Raw genomic sequence first — 19,158 nt, forward strand, 5'->3', positions numbered from 1 at the left:
TTGGGAAGACCAAAAAGACAAGGAAAATCAGAGATCGAGAACGCCGGCAGCAACGCGCACCGCCTGCCCGCCAATGCGTGCCGCTGCGATCTCCTGCGCTTCGACGTCGATATGCAGATGAATGAAGGACGGGCGCCCCATCTCGACGCCCTGCTCGATCACCATGGCATGATGGCCGTCCGGCAGTGCGTCGAAATGGTGGATGGGACCGGACAATGCCGCCACTGCCGAGCCTGTTGCAGGGTCCTCGGGGATGCCCATATCGGGAGAAAACATGCGTGCGTGGAACTTCGCGCCATGGTTCACCCCGCCGCGGCAATAGACATAGGCGGAGGCCAGCCGGCCTTCGACGAAGGGCACGGTGCGCTCCCAGAGATTGGCGTCGAATTCCAGCCGCTGCGCCGCGCTGAGATCGTGAACCGGGATCATCAGGAAGGGAACGCCGGCGCTCCAGACGGACGGCACGTGATTTTCGAAACCGATCTCCGTCGACTTCAGGCTCAGCGCATCGGCGAGCGCCTGACGGTCGAGTTTTGCCGCGATCTTCGCCGATCTGCGCGGCAGGTCGAATTCCGCAAAGCTGGCCTCGCCCGGTTTCAAGCGCACGGCGCAACGCACCGGGCCGACTTTTTCGTCCAGCACGGACACCAGGTCCAGAGCACCGGCCCGACCGGAATGTACCCTCTCGGCAAGAGCGATCGCAGCCCCCACCGTCGGGTGCCCGGCAAAGGGCAGTTCGCGTGTCGGCGTAAAGATGCGGATCGTCGCGGCATGGCCGGGATTGGCCGGCGCCAGACAGAAAACCGTTTCGGAGAGATTCATCTCGGCGGCGATCGCCTGCATGCTTGCGTCACTCAAGCCATCGGCATCGAAGACAACGGCGAGTGGATTGCCGGCCAGCCTGACATCCGTGAAAACATCATAGATGCTGTAGTCGTGCGCCATGCCGCTCTCCTTTGAATCATTCATCGGCGGTCGCCCAACCTGCCCCAGCCATCAGCTTGGCGCAACAGGCTTTTCGTCCGGCAGACCCTCGTCGAAAAACAGCCGCAGAATCGGCAGCATCATGCCGTTATAGGCATGCGCACCGGGATCGGCGGAACGGATCGCCACGGCACCGTCGATTTCCTTTTCTTCATCGACCAGCATATGCGCGGCGATACGCTCCAGCATCTCCTCGGCTGAAAGGTCGAAGCGGAAAAAGCGGAAGATGGTGATCCGCCGATTGCGGTGCAGGGCGTGATATCCGGACATAGGCTCGGCGGCGGCAAGGTCGAGACCTGTCTCCTCCAGAACCTCGCGTCGCATGTTGCCGGCGATATCGCAGCGGCCGTCGACGATATCGTTGCCGTCAAGCGAACCTGCGGCGCAATAGACCTGTCCGGGATTGGCCGTATGGCCTCCCATGCGGATGGCGATCACCGCGCCGTCGCGCGACACAGGGATGGCCCAGGCGAAGAGGTGGACGCTGCCCGGCTGCGGCCGTTTGCGCCACCACATGAAAGTGGAAAACGGCACCATGTGCCCCTGCCCCCGCAGCCCCTCTTCCCCCAGTGCCATGCGGGAGAAGAACACCATCGAGCCGTCGTAGAGTGCCGGGTTGGCAGCGACTTCCTCCTGCCAGTTGCGGGCAGCGGCATCTTTTTCGGCGGCATGAAACGGATGCTCATCGGCCACCACCACAAGCTCGGCATCGGCAACAGGGAAGATAGCGTCTTCCGGCGGCCAGCCGAGCGGATAGTCCGCGCATGCCGGCATCAGACGAGGTCCAGCGTCATGACCACCGGACAATGATCCGACGCCTTGGGGCGGTCCCAGCCGGTGCGCGGATACCGCTCCACCTCCTGCCCCGGCGGAAACACCGTGCGGAACGGCTGGCCGCCGCGAATGACCTGCGGCACCTGGCCGGCATTGCTGGCCGCCAGCGATGGGGAAAGCCAGATGTAGTCGAGCTGGCAGAGATGCTGCTCCTGCGGCCCGCGCGCATGATAGAGCGTCCAGCGATCCATGACGTCGCGGCGACGCATGACATTTTCGGCAAAGCCGTCATGGCTGAAGACATCGAGGGCGCTTTCCGCCTCGTCGTGATGGACGAAGCGATATCCGGTGCGGCGGGTACCGATCACCTCGATGCGCTCCTGGTAATCGTTCATGTCGCCGCAGATGACGAAGCGCTTGTTCGCCGTATGCCCCTTGCCGAAGCGTCGCTCGATGATGTGGCGCACCGCAAGCGCCTCCGCCCTGCGCACAGGCATGGTTGAATCCCGCCCGTCCAGCCCGTCGCGGCTGGGACCCATCGACTTGAAATGCACGACATAGAGGGTCAGCGGCTGACCGCCGATGCGCAGGTCCACCTCCAGGCAATCCCGCTTGAAGATCTTGTCGCTCGGGTTCTCCGCCGGAAAAGGCCCGAGTTCCGGCGGCAGGTCGAGAAAGGTCATCATCGCATGGCTCTGGATGTCGACGAGCTCGATCTTCTGTCCGTCAATCGTTTCCTCGCGCATCAGCACCGCGACGTCGATGCCGCGGCTGTCGTTTCCCTGCACCAGGTATTTCTGGCGATAACCGTTGCCGACCATGCGGAACAGATAGCCGTATTCGAAGGCCTGCAGGGCGCTCATATTGTCCACCTCCTGCAGGCAGATGATGTCGGCATCGGCCTCAGATATGGCCAACGCGCTGAGCTGCCTGGTGTCGTCGGTCGAGGCAATCGCCCTTGCCTCCTCCAGCCGCCGATATTGTTCCTCACCATCGACCTCGAACAGTTTCAGCACGCGATCCTGCCGCAGCTGGTTGCGAAAACCGGTAAAATCGAACCGGGTCATGAGATTTTCGATGTTGAACGTGGCAAGGCGAAGCGACATGAATCAATTCCGGTTGAAGCTCAGGCAGTCTAGCGGCAGGTGACAGGCCGGGAAAGGCCGACGGCCGGTCGAAAGAGAGGAGGCGCAGCCTCCCAAAAATAGTCGCCCGCCAGGGTTTTCCCACCGATTATTTTCATTTCTCCGGACGTATTTCAGACATATCGTGACAGGTGTCGGGGGACGCTGCCTGCCGCGACACTCTCAACCAACATTCCCCTCCCGGCTGATCAAGGATCCACCATGAAGATCGGACTTCGCACCCTCACCCTCCTCATGACGATGGCAGTCGCCGCCACCTCCGTCCCGGAGCTGGCTTTCGCGGAAAGCTACGGCGCCATCGCCTATTCGCGCCGCACCGGCGCCCTTGGCTGGTCCTATGACCACCCCTCGCGCCGCAGCGCGGAACGCGCCGCGATGGGCAATTGCGGACGCGGCGATTGCAAGGTCCTGTGGTTCCGCGATGCATGCGGCGCCGTAGCTGCCGGCCCGGATGGCTGGGGTTCCGGCTGGGGCACGAACCGCCGCCGCGCCGAGCGCGAAGCTGTCAACAGCTGCTCGCAATATTCCTATGATTGCGAAGTCATCCGCTGGCAGTGCTCGGGCGCCCGTCCCTGATCGACAGGTTTTACGGGTCAGCCATCGGCGTATCCGGGCGGCAGTTGCCGTCCGGCTTGACATCGTTCAGGCAAGGCACCAGGCCGACAGGATGGCAACCGACAGCTTGTCGCCAACCGAAACTCTGACGGCACTGAACGCCCGCAGGATCTGGCCGTCCGGCAACGCCAGCCGCAAGGCATAACGCTCGCCTTCGTAAATAGCCGACACGACACGGCAGGCGATGCCATCAGCGTCGATTGCCACATGCTGCGGACGAACGAGGATATCCGCGGAAGCGCCTGCGGCACCATCCTGGAACAGGGGCCGGATGGCCGGCCAGTCGAGCAGACGGGGCATTCCCTCGGTCAGCGGAAGCCGCAGGATGGCGCCCTGCCCGATCAGGGCGCCTGCCATCCGCCCTTCGGGTCTCGCATAGATTTCTTCCGGTGGCGCCAGTTGCACCAGCCGGCCCTCCGACATCACCGCGACCTCGGTCGCAAGCGCCATCGCCTCGCTCTGGTCATGGGTGACGTAAATCATCGTGGCGCCGGAGCGATTGTGGAAATCGCGGAACGTTTCTTCCATTTCCTGCTTCAGGTGGCGGTCGAGATTGGCGAGCGGCTCGTCCAGCAGCACCACATCCGGCGATGTCACCAGGCATCGCGCCAGCGCCACCCGCTGCCGCTGACCGCCCGAAAGTGCCGCCGGCTGCCGGTCGGCATGGTCTCGCAGCCGCACGGCATCCAGCGCATCGGCGACGGCCTTGCGCCCGCGCTCGCCGGAAATGCCGCGCACCTTCAGGGGATATCCGACGTTTTCGGCAACCGTCATATGCGGCCACAGGGCATAGGATTGGAACACCATCGCCATGTTGCGCCGCTCCGGCGGCACCATGGAGGCCGCGTCGGCCAGCAGCCGGTCGCCAAGCAGAATGGAACCGTCGCTCGGTTGCTCGAAGCCGGCGATCATGCGCAGCACCGTGGTCTTGCCGCAGCCGGACGGCCCAAGCAAGGCGAGGAAGCCGCCGGCCCGCACGTCGAGCGACAATGCCAAGACGGCGGGACGACCGCCGCCAAAATCCTTGCCGACATGGTTGAGGATCAGCTTCGCCACGGCAGCACCCCTTTCGGCAGGCGTTTTGCGAAAAATTCGAGCGCCAGCATCATCGCCACCACCATGACCACCACCAATACGGACAACGCCGAAGCCAGGTCGGAACCGCCGCTGTCGTCGAGATTGTAGATCACCACGCCGAGCGTCTGCGTGCCGGCCGTCCATAGAAGGGCCGAGACGGTCAATTCGTTGCAGGCGATCAGGAAGACCAGGATGACGGAAGCACCGGCCGCCGGCGCCACCAGCGGCACGACGATATCGACAAGCCGCCGGTAAAAGCCGGCGCCGGCCAGTCGTGCTGCCTCCTCCAGCGCCGGATCGAGCTGATGAAAGGCGCTGACCACCGGCTTCAGGCTGACGGCGAAGAAGCTGGAGAAATAGGCGATCAGGATGATCCAGATCGTGCCGTACAGCGTGACGTTCAGCAGCGGCAGAGGGCCGGCGAAAACCAGGATGAAGGCGACCGCAAGCACGATGCCGGGCAAGGCGTAGGGGATTTCCACCAGCGCCGTCAGTACCCGCGCCAGCACGCCGCGGCGCGACGCCAGTTGATAACCGACAAGCAGCGTCAGCAGAAGCAGACCGAATGCGGTCGTCGCCGACAGGAAGAGCGAATTGGCGAAGGCGGTACGTGTCGCCGACTGGCGGAACAGCACTTCCTCGAAAGCATGGAACGACATGGTCGAAAAGGTCAACGGCACGCCATAGGCCGGCACCAGCGCGCCGGCGAGCAGCGCCAGGAACGGCGCCACGAGCACGAAGAACAAAAGCAGCCATAACAGCGGGGCGACCAGCAGCCTGAGGCCTCCGAGCCGGAATGTGGCGATGGCGCCGGCAAGACCGATGACCCGATAATCCCGCCCCCGCAGCGCCCGCTCCTGGACGGCGAGGCCCACCACCGAGATCACTGCGATGGCGGTCGACAATAGCGCCACCTCTCCAAAGGTCCGGCTACTGAAAGCGGAAAACTTCGAAAAGATCAGCGTCGGCAGCGTATAAATCGAAGCCGGTATGCCGAGAATGGCGGGAATACCAAAATTGCCGACACAGGACACGAAGGCGATGGCCGCCCCTGCGATCAGGCCCGGCATCGACAGCGGCAGAACGATATCGCGAAACACCTGCAGCCCGGAGGCGCCGGAAAGTCTTGCCGCCTCTATGCCGTCCCGCGGCAGGGCCATCAGTCCGGCCCGCAGGGCAAGGTAGACGAGCGGCGCATGCTGCACACCAAACAGCAGCGCAATGCCGCCGACCGAATAAAGCGGCTGCGGCGATCCGAGCGGCGGGGCGATGTGCAGCGCCTTTAGCAGCGGGCTGGAGGGGCCGGACATCTGCACCCAGGCCAGCGCCGTCACCTGCGGCGGGATCATCATCGGCAGGACAAAGAGGAAGCCGAGGATCGATCGCCCCCTAAGGTCGGTCAGCGTCAGCAGGAAAGCGAAGGTGGCGCCAAGCATCACGGAGATCGCCGTGCCGAAAAGCGCCGTCTCCAGCGTATAGCGCACCGACGACCAGAGGGCGGGATCGGCCAGAAGCCCGCCCAGGTCACCGCGCAACAGGGCGACAAAACCGGCGAAGGCAAGGCGCGACAGCGGCAGGACGCTCAGGAAAGCAACGGCAAGGACAACGAAAGGAAGCAGCCAGCGGGGCTGGCTGCTTTCCGAAGCGGATCGGGTCATCTCGGTGTTAGTTCGAGCCGTAGATGCCGGAGAAAGTCTTCAGGTCCTCGTCGGTGTTCTTCAGCGCCTCGGCGGCGTTGATCGGCAGCACCTTGATGCTGTCACGCGCCGGGAAACCTTCCGGCAGCGCCGTGCCGTTGCGGGCCGGGATGTAGCCGAGCTTGACGAAACCTTCCTGGCCCTTCTCGGACAGGACGTAATCGACGAATTTCTGAGCCGCCTCGGCGTTCTTGGCGGAGGCCAGAATGCCGACCGGCTCGGTCACAGCCGAAACGCCTTCCTTCGGGAAAACGAACTCGACGGGCGCGCCCTTGGCCTTTTCGCGGATCGGCATGTAATCGACGACCATGCCGTAAGCCTTCTCGCCCGAAGCGACCGACTTCAGCACGGCACCGTTGCCGCCGGCGGCGATTGCGCCGTTGCCGGCGAGGTTCTTGTAGAGGTCCCAGCCGAGGCCTTCGACGCCGGTCAGCGTCTGGGCGTGGATCAGGGCAGCACCCGAGGTCAGCGGGCTCGGCATCGTTACAAGGCCCTTGGCTTCCGGCTTGGTCAGGTCGAGCCAGCTTTCCGGCTTCATGCCGGCCGCCGTGTTGTAGACGATGCCGGTGGTGATCAGCTTGGTGGAGTAATAATAGCCGTCGGCATCGTAGAGGGCGGCGTCGTAATTGGCGGCTTCCGGCGACTTGTAGGCCAGCAGCTGGCCGGCCTGCTTCATGCGCTCCAGCGTCACGGTGTCGGCGATCAAGAGCACGTCGGCGACCGGGTTGCCGGCCTCGATTTCAGCCATCAGCTTAGCCATGATCTTCGGCGTGCCGTCGCGCACCCAGTCGACCTTGATATCCGGATTGACAGCCATGAAGCCGTCGACGGTCGCCTGTGCGTCCTCGTTGGGCTGGCTGGTGTAGAGCACCAGATTGGCGGCGTTGGCCGAAAAGGCCATCATGCCGAAGGCAGCGGCGGCGGTCAGGGCGGAAAGCAAGGTCTTCATGGCGGCGATCCTGTTTTTTGCAAGAAGAGAGGCCGCTAAACCACGGGCAGTTTACATCCATGTGACAGACATCACTGAACAGGCCCGCCCGGCGAGCGACAACATCGCCGAATTGGCGCATTCCATGACTTTTTCGGGTTTCGATCAGGCGCCAACTCGCTAATCTCGTTGCCAAATTCCGGTCGATCTGCGATTCGGACATCAAAGAAACATTGATTTGGACTACTCATGAGCAAGACTACGGGTTGGGGCGCGCGGCTGCGCTACGAGTTCGACAAGAGCATGGCCGCCGGCGCCATCGCGCTGATCGGATGGCTGGCGCTGATATCGCTTGTCGTCATCATCTTCGCCGGCGCCTTTCTGGCGATCACGCAGATCGCCCCGGAGGGCGGTTCACCCGTCAGCTTCATCGAAGGTGCCTGGGAATCGCTGATGCGCACCATGGATGCGGGCACCATGGGCGGCGATGCCGGCTGGGGGTTCCGCGGCGTCTCGCTGGTGGTCACCATCGCCGGCATTTTCGTCTTCTCCGCCCTGATCGGCGTGCTCAGCGCCGGCATCGAGGACAAGCTCAGCGAGTTGCGCAAGGGCCGCTCGCTGGTTCTGGAAAAGGACCAGACGATCATCCTCAACTGGTCGCCGTCCATCTTCGATGTCATCTCCGAACTCGTCATCGCCAACCAGAGCAGAAAGCACCCGCGCATCGTCATCATGGCCCACAAGGATAAGGTGGAGATGGAGGACGAGATCGCCGACAAGATCGACGATCTCAAGAACACCAAGATCATCTGCCGCAGCGGCGACCCGACCGATCTTTACGACCTTTCCATCGTCAATCCGCAGACCTCGCGCTCGATCATCGTGCTGTCGCCGGAAGGTGACGATGCGGATTCGCAGGTGATCAAGTCGGTGCTGGCCCTCGTCAACGATCCGAAGCGACGTGAAAAACCCTACCAGATCGCCGCCGAAATCCGTGAGTCGCGCAATGCCGAAGTCGCCCGCATGGTCGGCGGCAAGGAGTTGCAGCTGGTGCTCGCCGACAATCTCATTTCGCGCATCGTCGTGCATTCCAGCCGCCAGTCGGGCTTGAGTGCCGTCTATTCCGAACTGCTCGATTTCGACGGCTGCGAGATCTATACGATCGACCAGCCCGCCATCGTCGGCAAACCGTTCGGCGCCGCCGCGATGACCTACGAGAAATGCACGCTGATCGGCCTTTGCGATGCCGAGGGCGCCGTGCATCTCAATCCGCCCCCGAGCCGCATTATCGTTGCCGGCGAGAAGGCGATCATCATTGCCGAAGACGACGCAGCGATCAAATCGACCGCCATGGAACTGCGCATCGAAAAGCAGGCCGTCCTGCCGGCCGTCAAGCGCACCCCCGGTCCGGAACGGACGCTGCTGCTCGGCTGGAACCGGCGCGGGCCGATCATCTCCACGGAACTCTCGCGCTATGTGGCGCCGGGATCGCTGCTGACGATTGCCGCCGATACGCCGGAGCTCGAAGCCGATATCGCCGCCCTGAACGACATCAGCGGCAACCTCACCATCAACTACCGGATCATCGACACCGGAAGCCGTGCGGCGCTCGACGCCCTCGATATCCCGCAATACGACCATGTGCTGGTTCTCGGCTACAGCGACCACATGGCGCCGCAGACGGCCGACACTCGGACGCTGGTCACGCTGCTCACCATCCGCCGCATCGCCGAGAAGGCGGGCCGCCACATCAGCGTCGTCAGCGAGATGACCGATGTCCGCAACCGCGAACTGGCGGAAGTCACCCGCGCCGATGATTTCGTCGTCAGCAACAAGCTGGTCAGCCTGATGCTCGCCCAGGCCTCGGAAAACGATACTATGGCGGCGATCTTCGATGAATTGCTGGATGAGGAAGGCTCGGAAATCTACATGCGGCCGATTTCGGACTATGTCGCCATCGACGCGCCGCGCGATTTCTACACTGTCAGCTACTCCGCCCTGCGGCGCGGCGAAATCGCCCTCGGCTACCGCCGCCAGCGCCTGGAAGACGAGGATTCCCGCAATCTCGGCGGCGTGGTGGTGAACCCGCCCAAGGGCGAAAAAGTCTCGTTCCTGGAAACGGACCGCGTTATCGTCCTCGCACGGGACTGATTGTCACAGCGGTCAAATGTTTACGGCGGCGGTCGCATGGACCGCCGCCGTTTCTTTTTGCAGCAATCAGGCTGCCGCGATTTCGGAAGCGACGAGGCTGCCGAGGCGCTTGATGCCTTCGTCGATCATTTCGTCATTGGCGCAGGAGAAGCTGACGCGCAGCGTGTTGGCGCCCGAGCCGTCGGCAAAGAAGGCCTGGCCGGGCACGAAGGCAACCTTCGCCGTCTCCAGAGACTTTGCCAGCAGCTTGGCGCCGTCCATGCCCTTCGGCAACGTCACCCAGACGAACATGCCACCTTCCGGTTTGGTCCACTCCACACCGGCGGGCATATATTTCTGCAGGGCGGCCAGCATGCTGTTGCGGCGCTGGCTGTAGGCGGCCTTGATCTTGGCGACCTGGGCATCGAAGCCATTCTCGGCGACATGGGCGATGGCCATCTGGTTGATGGTCGAGGAATGCAGGTCGGCCGCCTGCTTCATCAGCACCAGCTTGCGGATGACCTGGGCGTTGCCGACGATGAAGCCGACACGCAGGCCCGGCGCCAGCGTCTTGGAGAAGCTGCCGCAATAGATCGTGCGGGTATCCTCGATACTGCCCTTCCGGGCGATTTCCAGCGCCAGGATCGGCGGCACCGGCTCGCCATCGTAACGCAGCGACTGGTAGGCGGCATCCTCGATGACGGCGATGTCGAGTTCCTCGGCCAACACCAGCACCTTTTCGCGATCTTCGCGGTTGACGGTCTCGCCGGTGGGGTTGGCGAAGTCGGCGGAGAGATAGGCGAACTTCACCTTGCCGCCGTTCTGTTCAGCCGTGGTGCGGTAGGAATCCGGCGTGCGGTTGCCGCCCGGCGTCAGCTGGTCGTAGGACGGCTCGTAAGCGTTGAAGGCCTGCAAGGCACCGAGATAGGTCGGCCAGGTGACGAGCGCGGTATCCTTCGGCGACAGAAAGAGCTTGCCGAGATAATCAAGGCCCTGCTGCGATCCGGAAACGATGAAGACGTTGTCGAGCCCGGCCGGAATACCGAGCTTCGCCAATTCCTTGATCAGCCATTCGCGCAGCGGCTTGTAACCTTCGCTGACGGAATATTGCAGGGCGGAATTGACGGCCGTGCTGTCGAAGATCTCGGCATAGGCCTGCTTGAAATCCTTGTCGGGAAACAAGGCGGGGTCAGGGATGCCGCCAGCGAACGAAATGATGTCCGGACGGTCCAGAAGTTTCAGAAGTTCGCGGATTTCGGAAGCGCGCATGCGCAGCGAGCGCGTGGCGAAAATGTTGTCCCAATTCAGCATGGGGGTTTCCTCAGTTTGTTCTTGTATGGACAAGAGAAACACGCCGCCCAATTTATGTCAACAATACTGACCTATTTTCTTGTCACCATGACAAGTGCCGGAAACCGCTGCCTGGGCGAAACATCGGTCGGCGTTTATAATCGACGTTTTCACACCAATCCGGCGGAAAAACGAAGCCTTACGAGAAAGGCCGGAGCTTTCGCCCCGGCCCGATGTTCACCTTTCGGCGACGATCTTAGTTGACGGCCTTGTCGACCAGCTTGTTCTTGCCGATCCACGGCATCATGCCGCGCAGCTTGGCACCGACTTCTTCGATCTGGTGCGAGTCGTTGTTGCGGCGGATGCCCTTGAAGCGAGCGCCACCGGCCTTCCATTCCTGCATCCACTCGGAGGTGAACTTGCCGGTCTGGATGTCCTTGAGGACGCGCTTCATTTCGGCCTTGGTCTCGGCAGTGATGATGCGGGGACCGGAGACGTATTCGCCCCACTCGGCCGTGTTGGAGATCGAGTAGTTCATGTTGGCGATGCCGCCTTCATAGATCAGGTCGACGATCAGCTTCACTTCGTGCAGGCACTCGAAATAGGCCATCTCCGGCGCATAACCGCCTTCGACGAGGGTTTCGAAGCCGGCGCGGATCAGCTCGACGAGACCGCCGCAGAGAACGACCTGTTCGCCGAAGAGGTCGGTTTCGCACTCCTCCTTGAAGTTGGTTTCGATGATGCCCGAACGGCCGCCACCAACGCCGCAGGCGTAGGACAGGGCGAGTTCAAGGGCGTTGCCCGAAGCGTTCTGGTGAACGGCAACGAGGCAAGGAACGCCGCCGCCCTTCTGGTATTCGCCGCGAACCGTGTGGCCCGGGCCTTTCGGCGCGATCATGACGACGTCGAGCGAAGCCTTCGGCTCGATGAGGCCGAAATGGACGTTGAGGCCGTGGGCGAAAGCGATTGCAGCGCCATCACGGATGTTGCCGGCGATGTCGGCCTTGTAGATGTCGGCCTGGAGTTCGTCCGGAGTTGCCATCATCAGGAGGTCGCCCCACTTGGCGGCTTCGGCAACGGTCATGACCTTGAAGCCGTCGGCTTCGGCCTTCTTGACGGTCGGCGAGCCGGCCTTGAGGGCGATCACGACGTTGGTGGCGCCCGAATCCTTGAGGTTCAGCGCGTGGGCGCGGCCCTGGGAGCCGTAGCCGACGATAACGACGTTCTTCGACTTGATGAGGTTGAGATCGGCATCACGATCGTAATAGACGCGCATTTGAATGTCCTTCCCTTGTGCTTGTCTGTTGTACCTGTGTTTCGAGACGGTCTCAGGCCGCTGTCAGGCCGGCTTCCGCCAAAGTCTTTGCTGTGCCGTGGAGCTTGAGGAAAGCGCGCACCGCCTTCTCCGCCCGCTGGCTGAAATCTGTTTCGGGATGATCGCCGAGCAACATGCGCACATGCAGATCGGAAACGATCAGGCCGTAGAGCGTGCGATACGCCTCTTCGCCATCGTCGAAGGCCAGCAGACCGGCCCGCCGCCCGGCATCGATGAGCGCCCGCGCCCGGCGATCGATCTGCCGGCGGCCATGCTCCATCAACAGCCGGCCGAGCTTCGATCCGTCGCGGCTCGCCTGCCCCACCGCCAGGCGGTTGAGAGCCAGGGAAACGTCACCCGACAGGACGTCGAGCAGATCCTTGGCGAAGACTTCCAGATGATCCTGCAGGCTCGGCACCGTCAGGCGCTCGCCGTCCCGCTCGAAGGTGCGGACCTTGCTGGCCTGGAAGGCGATCATCGCCGACAACAGGCCGTCGCGGTCGCCGAACCATTTGTAGAGGCTTTCCTTCGAGCAGTTCGCCGCCCGTGCCACGCCGGCCGTCGTCAACGCCTTCTCGCCGCCATCGACGAGCAGCCGCAACGCCTGGCTCAGAACGGCGTTCTGACGCGGCGAAAACTCCGGTGCTGTCGCGCTGTCGGCCTGCAAGGCGCCTCTCCTCGATAAGTACCGTACGGTACGGTTCGCGGCTGTTATGCTACAGCAACGCGGCTTGGTCAAGCGGCAAATATGCGAATTCGACAGGTCGTTCTCCGAGACCCTGCGCCCCTCCCTCACTTACGGCCAAGGTGATTCGCGAAGAGGCTGCGAAAGGGGGGCGTCCCGTCGCCCTGTTCTCCTTCGCCTTCCGGATCGCCGGGCGCCTGAACCGCAAGAAATCTCTGCTTGAAACCGGCGCATGCCGGTCACGATGCAACCTCTGGCGATAGATTTGATTTTACTCATCTTATCAATGAACGCACGCCATGGCTTCATGCCGGAGAGTGGACAGCACCTGCGTCGATGGCTTCCGACCCGTCAGCATCCATCAGCGGATGCATAAGACAATAAATATATATCAACTTTTGCTTGCGAGCCTAAGAGCGATCCAGGGCGTCGGGGTGGCGCCTGCTTTTTTTACCGGGGCCGCGTTCATGCGCATCACAGATATATCCATTTCCAAGCGGCTCTGGGCCGCAGTCCTTCTTCCTCTTGCGGCGGTCGCCGGCCTGCTCTACCTGCAGATTGCAGAGATGTGGCAGACCTATCGCCACATGCAGGCGGTCGAGGTTACCAGCACCAATGTCGAACGCCTCGGGACGATCGTTCACCGGTTGCAGATCGAGCGCGGCCTCAGCGCCGGCTTCATCGGCTCTAAGGGAAAAGCAGGCCAGGCGGAATTGACCGCAGCCCGCCTCGAAACGGACAAGGTCCTTCCCGAATTCAAGGATATCGCCCTTTCGCTGGCGGACCAGACCACCGCAGGTCTTTCCGAGAGGATCAATTCGGTTGGCGCGAACCTCGCAGAGATCGCCGGTTTCCGTGCATCGGTCGACCAGTTGTCGGCATCCGGCAAGGACAGTTTCCAATTCTATACCGGCACAATCGGCGGGCTCGCCACCCTCTCGCATTCGCTGACGATGGACGGCATCGGGTCCGACATCGCCGCCCGGCTGATCGGCTACAACCAGCTGCTTCAGGCCAAGGAACTGGCCGGACAGGAGCGCGCCATCGGCAACGGTTTCATCACGGCCGGCAAGGTCGATGAGGCTCGTTTTATCGGGTTCGCGCAATCCGGCGGCGCACAGTCCGCGCTGCTCGATTCCTATCTTTCGATGCAAGCTCCGGCCGACCGACAGAAATTCGCGACGGTGCTGGATGGTGCGGCGCTGCAGGAATTGGGCGCCATGCGTTTGGCCATTATCGGCAATGGCCAGGCCAGCCAGCTCTCCGGCCTGGAAAGCGCCGTCTGGTTTGCCACGGCAACCCGCCGGATCGAGTCGATGAAGACGCTCGAAAACGAAACGCTTGCGGGCATCGGCAAATCGGCCGCCGAACAGGCCGCATCCGCGCTTCGCTCGCTGACCGTACTCGCCGCCGCTTTTGCGGTCATCGCCGCAACCATTCTCGTCTTCTGCGCAATGATGGCCATGAGCATCATCAAACCACTGAAGGATATGGTCGGCGCGATGGGCAGGCTTGCCGCGGGAGATCTGGACGCTTCCGGCGTAAACGATGAACGTCGTGACGAAATCGGCGCGATGGCGAAAGCCGTCGAGGTGTTTCGTCAGGCTGCAAACCAGAACCGCAAGCTGGAGCAGGAGGCGGAATCGAACCGCCGCCGCATGGAGCAGGAGCGGATCGAAATGCAGCAGCGGGCCGAGGCGGAAGCCGAGGCACGGCTCAACCAGGCGACCGGCGCGCTGGCGGCAAACCTGCGCCGCCTTGCCAGCGGAGACATGCTGTGCGAGGTCCATGACGCCTTCGCTCCGCAGTTCGAAGATCTTCGCCATGACTTCAACGCCTCGGTCCGCCAGCTCCGCGAAGCGCTGCTCAGCGTCGGCGGATCAGTCTCGACGGTGACGGGTGGATCGAAAGAGATTTCCGACGCTTCGAACGATCTTTCCAAGCGCACCGAACAGCAGGCCGCCTCGCTGGAAGAAACCGCAGCGGCACTTGAGGAGATTACCTCCAACGTTCATGCCACCTCGAAACGCGCCAGCGAGGCGCGCGACGCCGTGCGCGATGTCCGCTCCCGCGCCGATCATTCGGGCCAGGTGGTGCGCAATGCGGTTGTCGCCATGGGCCGGATCGAGACATCCTCGAACCAGATCAACCAGATCATCAGCGTCATCGACGAGATCGCCTTCCAGACCAACCTGCTGGCGCTGAATGCCGGCGTCGAGGCGGCTCGTGCAGGCGAAGCCGGCAAGGGGTTTGCCGTCGTCGCCCAGGAGGTGCGCGAACTGGCGCAGCGCTCCGCCAAGGCAGCGAAAGAAATCAAGGCGCTGATCACCAGCGCTGCCGCGGCCGTCACCGACGGCGTCAAGCTGGTGAACGACACAGGTGCCGGCCTTGGTGAAATCGAGCGACTGGTGGTTTCGGTCACGAGCTACATGGATGCGATCGCCACCGCGGCCCAGGAACAGTCGGCCGGGCTTTCCCAGGTCAACACCGCTGTCAACCACATGGACCAGGCAACCCAGCAAAACGCCGCCATGGTCGAAGAAATGAGCGCAGCCGGTGTGAGCCTGGCACAGGAAAGCACCAAACTTGCGGATCTGCTCTCGAATTTCCGGCTCGCCGACGAGAGCAGGCAGCTGCGCGCCACCGCCGCCAGCATGCGCGCGGCAAACCGCACGGCTTTCTCGGCAGGAGCCACCCACGGCAATGCCGCAGTGGCCGCCGATTGGCAGGAATTCTGATTCAGTCTTGACGGCGGCGCTTGTCGAAAAAGGACAAGCGCCGCCCGCCCTGCCGCAATGACGATCGGTACCAACACCCTTGGCCGTCATCCTTGCCCTGACCCAAAGCCCGCCTGATTTCTTCGGCGCAGCATTGGAAATCCGAGGCCGATTTCGCCAATCTCTTTTCAGACGTGACTTTTGCTTAAGTTCGCCTCCCATCTCGATTTTCGGGGGTGAGAAAAATTTTTGACTTGAGCCCGCTACCACGAAGAAAAACGTGCGCCGGAACGTCTTTAACAAGACCCAAAAATGAACAGCGCTTCGAAGGAACAGTATCGGCTTTGTTCCCTCACGCCGGATCGGTAACAGGTCTATAAGTCTTCCTCTATTCCGCTTTATCGTCTCGGAGGTTTTATGAGACAGTTCGTCGCCGCGGCCCTGATTGCAGTTGCCGCCGCCTTCTCCAGCCTGCCCGCGCATGCCGACCAGGATACCGATGTCTTCAACCGGATCGAGCAGTTGCACGGCAATGCCCAGGCCTTCGAGGAGGCATTCTACCGTCTGACGCAAGCGCTGAACAACGACGATGCGGCGGAACTGGCCGGTATCAGCAATTTCCCGCTGCGGGTTCAGGCCAACGGCGAAAGCTATGACGTCCTGGAAGCGCAGGACCTGATCGACAATTACGGCTCGCTGATCATGCAGGAAACGAAGGATGCCGTCGCCAACCAGCGTTACGGTGATCTCTTCGTCAACAGCGAAGGGGTCATGGTCGGCAATGCCGTCTGGCTGAGCGCCGTCTGCGACAACAATTCCTGCAGCCAAAGCCATTGGGCGGTCATCGCCATCAACAATTGACAGGGGACCATCATGAAGCGGATTTCGAAACTTTTGGCCGGCCTGCTCGTCTTGTCTGCAAGCGGCATCGCGCCGGCCAAGGCAACCGTTCTTCCCTCCTACGCCGGTTCGTGGGATTGCGGCGTCGGCGTCTTCACCTTCACCCGCAACACCTATGACGCCGGCGAAGGCCCGCTGACGGCGCAAAGGGTCGATGTCGAGGACGGCAGCTATCACTTCATCTTCGAGGACGGCTACAGCTTCTGGGTCTCCGTCAACGGCCGCGAGATGCAATGGCTTTCGGACGCCTCGGGCGATTCCTTCACCTGCTCACGCGTAACGAACTGAAAGTGACGACGATGAAAATGCTCAAGACCCTTCTGGCCGCCGCCGTCATCATCGGTGCCGCCGCCCCTGCCCTGGCCGAAAACCGTTGCGGCTGGATCCAGAATCCGACGCCTGGCAACTGGTCACTGTCCGACGGCGACGGAACATGGGTGATCATGTCGCAAGGCGCCGGCGACGAACCGCCCGGCATGGAAAACATCCCCGACATTTCCGAACGCCAATACGTGCGCACCAACGGCAACTACGGCTATGCCTGCGCTTGCATGGAAGTCGACACCAACTGGGATGAAGGCCGGATCACCGAGATCTACTCGTTCCGCCAGCTGTCGCTCAGCAAGTGCAACAACGATTCGGCACTCTCTTCGCCCGAGTGAGATTTTCGGGCGATCCACAAACAACTTCGTGATCAAAACGGCTCTGTCTTTTTTGCGCTTCCCGTCGTAAAAGGAGGGCGCCTCCGGTTTAGCCCTTCCCATGCTGACCGGCAAATCCGGCACCTGCCTTCTACGGCGCGGATCGCGCCGAATACATCAAGACATTTCATCACGGAGACTGACCATGCCTATCGCCAAGGGATATGCAGCAACCGACGCGTCCAAACCGTTGACGCCATTCACCTTCGACCGTCGCGAACCCAATGAGGACGACGTCGTCATTTCCATCCAGTATTGCGGCGTCTGCCACTCCGACATCCACCAGGCCCGCAACGAGTGGGGCAATTCGGTGTTCCCGATGGTGCCGGGCCATGAAGTCGCCGGCACCGTCAGCGCCGTCGGCGCCAAGGTGACGAAATTCAAGGTCGGCGACCGCGTCGGCGTCGGCTGCTTCGTCGATTCCTGCACGACATGCGCCACGCGCGATCTCGACTACGAACACTACATGCCCGGCCTGGTCGGCACCTACAACGCCTTCGAAGCCGACGGCACGACGCCGACCCATGGCGGTTATTCCGACTCGATCGTCGTCAAGGAAGGCTATGTGCTGAGCTTCCCCGACAACATCCCGCTGGACGCGGGCGCCCCACTTCTGTGCGCCGGAATCACGCTCTATTCGCCGCTGCGCCATTGGAACGCCGGCCCGGGCAAGAAGGTGGCGATCGTCGGCATGGGCGGCCTCGGCCACATGGGCGTCAAGCTCGCCTCCGCCATGGGTGCGGATGTCACCGTGCTCAGCCAGTCCCTCTCCAAGAAGGACGACGGCCTGAAGTTCGGTGCCAAGCAGTATTACGCCACCAGCGACGCCGAAACCTTCACGAAACTCGCAGGCAGCTTCGACCTGATCATCAACACGGTGGGCACGGCGATCGACTGGAACGCCTATCTCGGCCTGCTCAAGTTCGATGGTTCGATGGTCGTCGTCGGCGCGCCGGAACATGCCGTGCCGGTGCACGCCTTCTCGCTGATCCCCGGCCGCCGCAGCCTCTCCGGCTCGATGATCGGCTCGATCAAGGAAACCCAGGAAATGCTGGATTTCTGCGGCGAGCATGGCATCACCGCCGAGATCGAAACGATCAACATCCAGGATATCAACGAAGCCTTCGACCGCGTCGTCAAGAGCGACGTTCGCTATCGCTTCGTGATCGACATCGCCTCGCTCTGAGGATCGATAACATGCTGCGGGGGCGGACCATCTTCCGGTTCGCCCCGGCAAACTCTCCTATGACGCCCGCGGCGCCGCCAGCCGGAACGCGTCGCGAATGGCATTGGCCATGCCGTCGACCACTCCGTCGCTGCCGCGGGCGCCGACCAGCAGCACGACGTTGGAAAAATCGATGATCGGGTAGCCGTCAGCCGCCGTCAGTTCCCGGCAGGCTTCCGGAATGCCGCTGCGTGACAGCGGCGCGATCGCCAGCCCCGATGTCGCTGCCGCCACCAGCCCGGTATGATTATCGCTGACATAAGCGATGCGATAGGGTTCGCTGCGCTCATCGAGACCGGACACTGCGGTGCTGCGGAACCAGCCATTGGTGGCGAACATCGCGACGGGCAACGGGCTGCGCCGGTGTGTTTCATGGATCATCGACGTGACCCAGACCGTCGGATCGGTCATCAGCACCTCATGATGCGTATTGCTCGCCTGTTCGAAGACGACGGCGATGTCCAGTTCCCCCTTGGCCAAAGCTGCTGCGTTGGCGCGCGAACTGCCGTATTGTACCGTCACCTCGACATCCGGATGCATCATGTCGAAGCGGCCGAGCACCTTCGGCAGGATCGAATGACCATATTCTTCGGGAATGCCGATGCGCACGACGCCATGCAACTGCGGCGCCTTCATCGAGGCCGCCGCCTCGTCCAGCAAAGTCATGACGCGCCGGGCATAACCGAGCAGCTGCCGGCCCTTGGCCGTCAGCGTCACGCCACGCGAACCGCGCTCGAACAACATGTCGCCGATCGTCTCCTCCAGCTTCTTGATCTGGATGCTGACCGCCGATTGCGTCCGCCCGGAAAGATCGGCGGCACGGGTAAAGTTGCCGGTCTCGGCCACGGCAACGAAGGTGCGCAGCATATCGCTCTCAAGTCGCATCGAATACGATCTCATCATTAAAAAATATCATGACAGGCATATTTTCTATTCGTTTGTCGAATGTCAACTGTCCTTGCATACTGCGCTCTC

Annotated in this window: 18 protein-coding genes; 8 read left to right on the forward strand and 10 right to left on the reverse strand. The window is 62.2% G+C overall.

Annotated features, from left to right (window positions below):
- Nucleotides 1–27: 27 nt before the first annotated feature.
- Genes ACSQ3I_RS16005 through ACSQ3I_RS16015 form a run of 3 tightly spaced genes read right to left on the reverse strand, consistent with a single transcriptional unit; the run spans nt 28 to nt 2,864 of the window.
- The gene (locus ACSQ3I_RS16005) at nt 28–945 is read right to left on the reverse strand and encodes a PhzF family phenazine biosynthesis protein (RefSeq protein ID WP_436000716.1); all 918 of its coding nucleotides are present in this window, start codon (nt 943–945) and stop codon (nt 28–30) included.
- A gap of 51 nt (nt 946–996) precedes the next feature.
- Nucleotides 997–1,758, reverse strand: a complete 762-nt coding sequence (locus ACSQ3I_RS16010) for an NUDIX hydrolase (RefSeq protein ID WP_436000503.1) — start codon at nt 1,756–1,758, stop codon at nt 997–999.
- Nucleotides 1,758–2,864, reverse strand: a complete 1,107-nt coding sequence (locus ACSQ3I_RS16015) for an endonuclease/exonuclease/phosphatase family protein (protein ID WP_436000504.1) — start codon at nt 2,862–2,864, stop codon at nt 1,758–1,760. Before ACSQ3I_RS16015 ends, ACSQ3I_RS16010 begins: the two co-directional genes overlap by 1 nt.
- Nucleotides 2,865–3,104: 240 nt before the next feature.
- On the opposite strand from ACSQ3I_RS16015, the gene ACSQ3I_RS16020 reads away from it, so the two are divergent.
- Complete coding sequence (locus ACSQ3I_RS16020; RefSeq protein WP_436000505.1) at nt 3,105–3,479, forward strand: DUF4189 domain-containing protein; 375 nt, start codon at nt 3,105–3,107, stop codon at nt 3,477–3,479.
- 66 nt (nt 3,480–3,545) lie between these two features.
- Here the strand turns inward: ACSQ3I_RS16020 and ACSQ3I_RS16025 are convergent, their stop codons facing one another.
- From ACSQ3I_RS16025 to ACSQ3I_RS16035, 3 genes are read right to left on the reverse strand one after another with little or no spacing between them, the layout of a single operon-like run.
- Nucleotides 3,546–4,574, reverse strand: coding sequence for an ABC transporter ATP-binding protein (locus ACSQ3I_RS16025; protein ID WP_436000506.1), 1,029 nt, complete (start codon nt 4,572–4,574; stop codon nt 3,546–3,548).
- A complete protein-coding gene (locus ACSQ3I_RS16030) occupies nt 4,562–6,253 on the reverse strand; it encodes an ABC transporter permease (protein WP_436000507.1) in 1,692 nt (563 codons plus the stop codon). Before ACSQ3I_RS16030 ends, ACSQ3I_RS16025 begins: the two co-directional genes overlap by 13 nt.
- A gap of 7 nt (nt 6,254–6,260) precedes the next feature.
- The gene (locus ACSQ3I_RS16035; RefSeq protein WP_436000509.1) at nt 6,261–7,241 is read right to left on the reverse strand and encodes an ABC transporter substrate-binding protein; all 981 of its coding nucleotides are present in this window, start codon (nt 7,239–7,241) and stop codon (nt 6,261–6,263) included.
- Here ACSQ3I_RS16035 and ACSQ3I_RS16040 point away from each other — a divergent pair.
- Complete coding sequence (locus ACSQ3I_RS16040) at nt 7,240–7,404, forward strand: hypothetical protein (protein ID WP_436000510.1); 165 nt, start codon at nt 7,240–7,242, stop codon at nt 7,402–7,404. The genes ACSQ3I_RS16035 and ACSQ3I_RS16040 overlap by 2 nt on opposite strands.
- Nucleotides 7,405–7,469: 65 nt before the next feature.
- Nucleotides 7,470–9,371: a CASTOR/POLLUX-related putative ion channel gene (locus ACSQ3I_RS16045; RefSeq protein WP_436000511.1), complete on the forward strand. Its 1,902-nt coding sequence runs from the start codon at nt 7,470–7,472 to the stop codon at nt 9,369–9,371.
- Between the two features lie 66 nt (nt 9,372–9,437).
- Here ACSQ3I_RS16045 and ACSQ3I_RS16050 read toward each other — a convergent pair whose 3' ends face one another.
- The 3 genes from ACSQ3I_RS16050 to ACSQ3I_RS16060 form a co-directional block, all read right to left on the reverse strand.
- Complete coding sequence (locus tag ACSQ3I_RS16050) at nt 9,438–10,661, reverse strand: PLP-dependent aminotransferase family protein (protein WP_436000513.1); 1,224 nt, start codon at nt 10,659–10,661, stop codon at nt 9,438–9,440.
- Nucleotides 10,662–10,896: 235 nt separating this feature from the next.
- On the reverse strand, nt 10,897–11,916 hold the full coding sequence (ilvC, locus tag ACSQ3I_RS16055) for a ketol-acid reductoisomerase (RefSeq protein ID WP_436000514.1): 1,020 nt from the start codon (nt 11,914–11,916) through the stop codon (nt 10,897–10,899).
- A 52-nt stretch (nt 11,917–11,968) separates the two neighbouring features.
- Complete coding sequence (locus ACSQ3I_RS16060; protein WP_436000516.1) at nt 11,969–12,622, reverse strand: TetR/AcrR family transcriptional regulator C-terminal domain-containing protein; 654 nt, start codon at nt 12,620–12,622, stop codon at nt 11,969–11,971.
- A gap of 485 nt (nt 12,623–13,107) precedes the next feature.
- Here ACSQ3I_RS16060 and ACSQ3I_RS16065 point away from each other — a divergent pair, with 485 nt between their 5' ends.
- The 5 genes from ACSQ3I_RS16065 (at nt 13,108) to ACSQ3I_RS16085 (ending at nt 18,144) form a co-directional block, all read left to right on the forward strand.
- Entirely contained in the window at nt 13,108–15,378 is a 2,271-nt protein-coding gene (locus ACSQ3I_RS16065; protein ID WP_436000518.1) for a methyl-accepting chemotaxis protein, read from the forward strand.
- A gap of 396 nt (nt 15,379–15,774) precedes the next feature.
- Nucleotides 15,775–16,218: a hypothetical protein gene (locus tag ACSQ3I_RS16070; protein WP_436000519.1), complete on the forward strand. Its 444-nt coding sequence runs from the start codon at nt 15,775–15,777 to the stop codon at nt 16,216–16,218.
- A gap of 12 nt (nt 16,219–16,230) precedes the next feature.
- On the forward strand, nt 16,231–16,545 hold the full coding sequence (locus ACSQ3I_RS16075; RefSeq protein WP_436000520.1) for a hypothetical protein: 315 nt from the start codon (nt 16,231–16,233) through the stop codon (nt 16,543–16,545).
- 11 nt (nt 16,546–16,556) lie between these two features.
- Nucleotides 16,557–16,919 carry a DUF4087 domain-containing protein gene (locus ACSQ3I_RS16080; protein ID WP_436000718.1) on the forward strand — a complete coding sequence of 121 codons (363 nt, stop codon included), beginning with the start codon at nt 16,557–16,559 and terminating at the stop codon, nt 16,917–16,919.
- Nucleotides 16,920–17,103: 184 nt separating this feature from the next.
- Nucleotides 17,104–18,144 (forward strand): NAD(P)-dependent alcohol dehydrogenase, encoded by a 1,041-nt coding sequence (locus ACSQ3I_RS16085; RefSeq protein WP_436000522.1) that lies wholly within the window; start codon nt 17,104–17,106, stop codon nt 18,142–18,144.
- Between the two features lie 57 nt (nt 18,145–18,201).
- On the opposite strand, the gene ACSQ3I_RS16090 is transcribed toward ACSQ3I_RS16085, so the two are convergent.
- Entirely contained in the window at nt 18,202–19,068 is an 867-nt protein-coding gene (locus ACSQ3I_RS16090; protein ID WP_436000523.1) for a LysR family transcriptional regulator, read from the reverse strand.
- Nucleotides 19,069–19,158 lie beyond the last annotated feature (90 nt).

Source organism: Rhizobium sp. LjRoot30 (genome assembly GCF_964253915.1).
Taxonomy (GTDB): Bacteria; Pseudomonadota; Alphaproteobacteria; order Rhizobiales; family Rhizobiaceae; genus Metarhizobium.

Coding starts and splice junctions, on each gene's coding strand:
- ACSQ3I_RS16085 (WP_436000522.1), top strand. CDS start 17,104: ATGCCTATCGCCAAGGGATATGCAGCAACCGACGCGTCCAAACCGTTG.
- ACSQ3I_RS16075 (WP_436000520.1), top strand. CDS start 16,231: ATGAAGCGGATTTCGAAACTTTTGGCCGGCCTGCTCGTCTTGTCTGCA.
- ACSQ3I_RS16015 (WP_436000504.1), bottom strand. CDS start 2,864: ATGTCGCTTCGCCTTGCCACGTTCAACATCGAAAATCTCATGACCCGG.
- ilvC (WP_436000514.1), bottom strand. CDS start 11,916: ATGCGCGTCTATTACGATCGTGATGCCGATCTCAACCTCATCAAGTCG.
- ACSQ3I_RS16020 (WP_436000505.1), top strand. CDS start 3,105: ATGAAGATCGGACTTCGCACCCTCACCCTCCTCATGACGATGGCAGTC.
- ACSQ3I_RS16070 (WP_436000519.1), top strand. CDS start 15,775: ATGAGACAGTTCGTCGCCGCGGCCCTGATTGCAGTTGCCGCCGCCTTC.
- ACSQ3I_RS16030 (WP_436000507.1), bottom strand. CDS start 6,253: ATGACCCGATCCGCTTCGGAAAGCAGCCAGCCCCGCTGGCTGCTTCCT.
- ACSQ3I_RS16040 (WP_436000510.1), top strand. CDS start 7,240: ATGGCGGCGATCCTGTTTTTTGCAAGAAGAGAGGCCGCTAAACCACGG.
- ACSQ3I_RS16010 (WP_436000503.1), bottom strand. CDS start 1,758: ATGCCGGCATGCGCGGACTATCCGCTCGGCTGGCCGCCGGAAGACGCT.
- ACSQ3I_RS16005 (WP_436000716.1), bottom strand. CDS start 945: ATGGCGCACGACTACAGCATCTATGATGTTTTCACGGATGTCAGGCTG.
- ACSQ3I_RS16050 (WP_436000513.1), bottom strand. CDS start 10,661: ATGCTGAATTGGGACAACATTTTCGCCACGCGCTCGCTGCGCATGCGC.
- ACSQ3I_RS16065 (WP_436000518.1), top strand. CDS start 13,108: ATGCGCATCACAGATATATCCATTTCCAAGCGGCTCTGGGCCGCAGTC.
- ACSQ3I_RS16080 (WP_436000718.1), top strand. CDS start 16,557: ATGAAAATGCTCAAGACCCTTCTGGCCGCCGCCGTCATCATCGGTGCC.
- ACSQ3I_RS16045 (WP_436000511.1), top strand. CDS start 7,470: ATGAGCAAGACTACGGGTTGGGGCGCGCGGCTGCGCTACGAGTTCGAC.
- ACSQ3I_RS16035 (WP_436000509.1), bottom strand. CDS start 7,241: ATGAAGACCTTGCTTTCCGCCCTGACCGCCGCCGCTGCCTTCGGCATG.
- ACSQ3I_RS16090 (WP_436000523.1), bottom strand. CDS start 19,068: ATGCGACTTGAGAGCGATATGCTGCGCACCTTCGTTGCCGTGGCCGAG.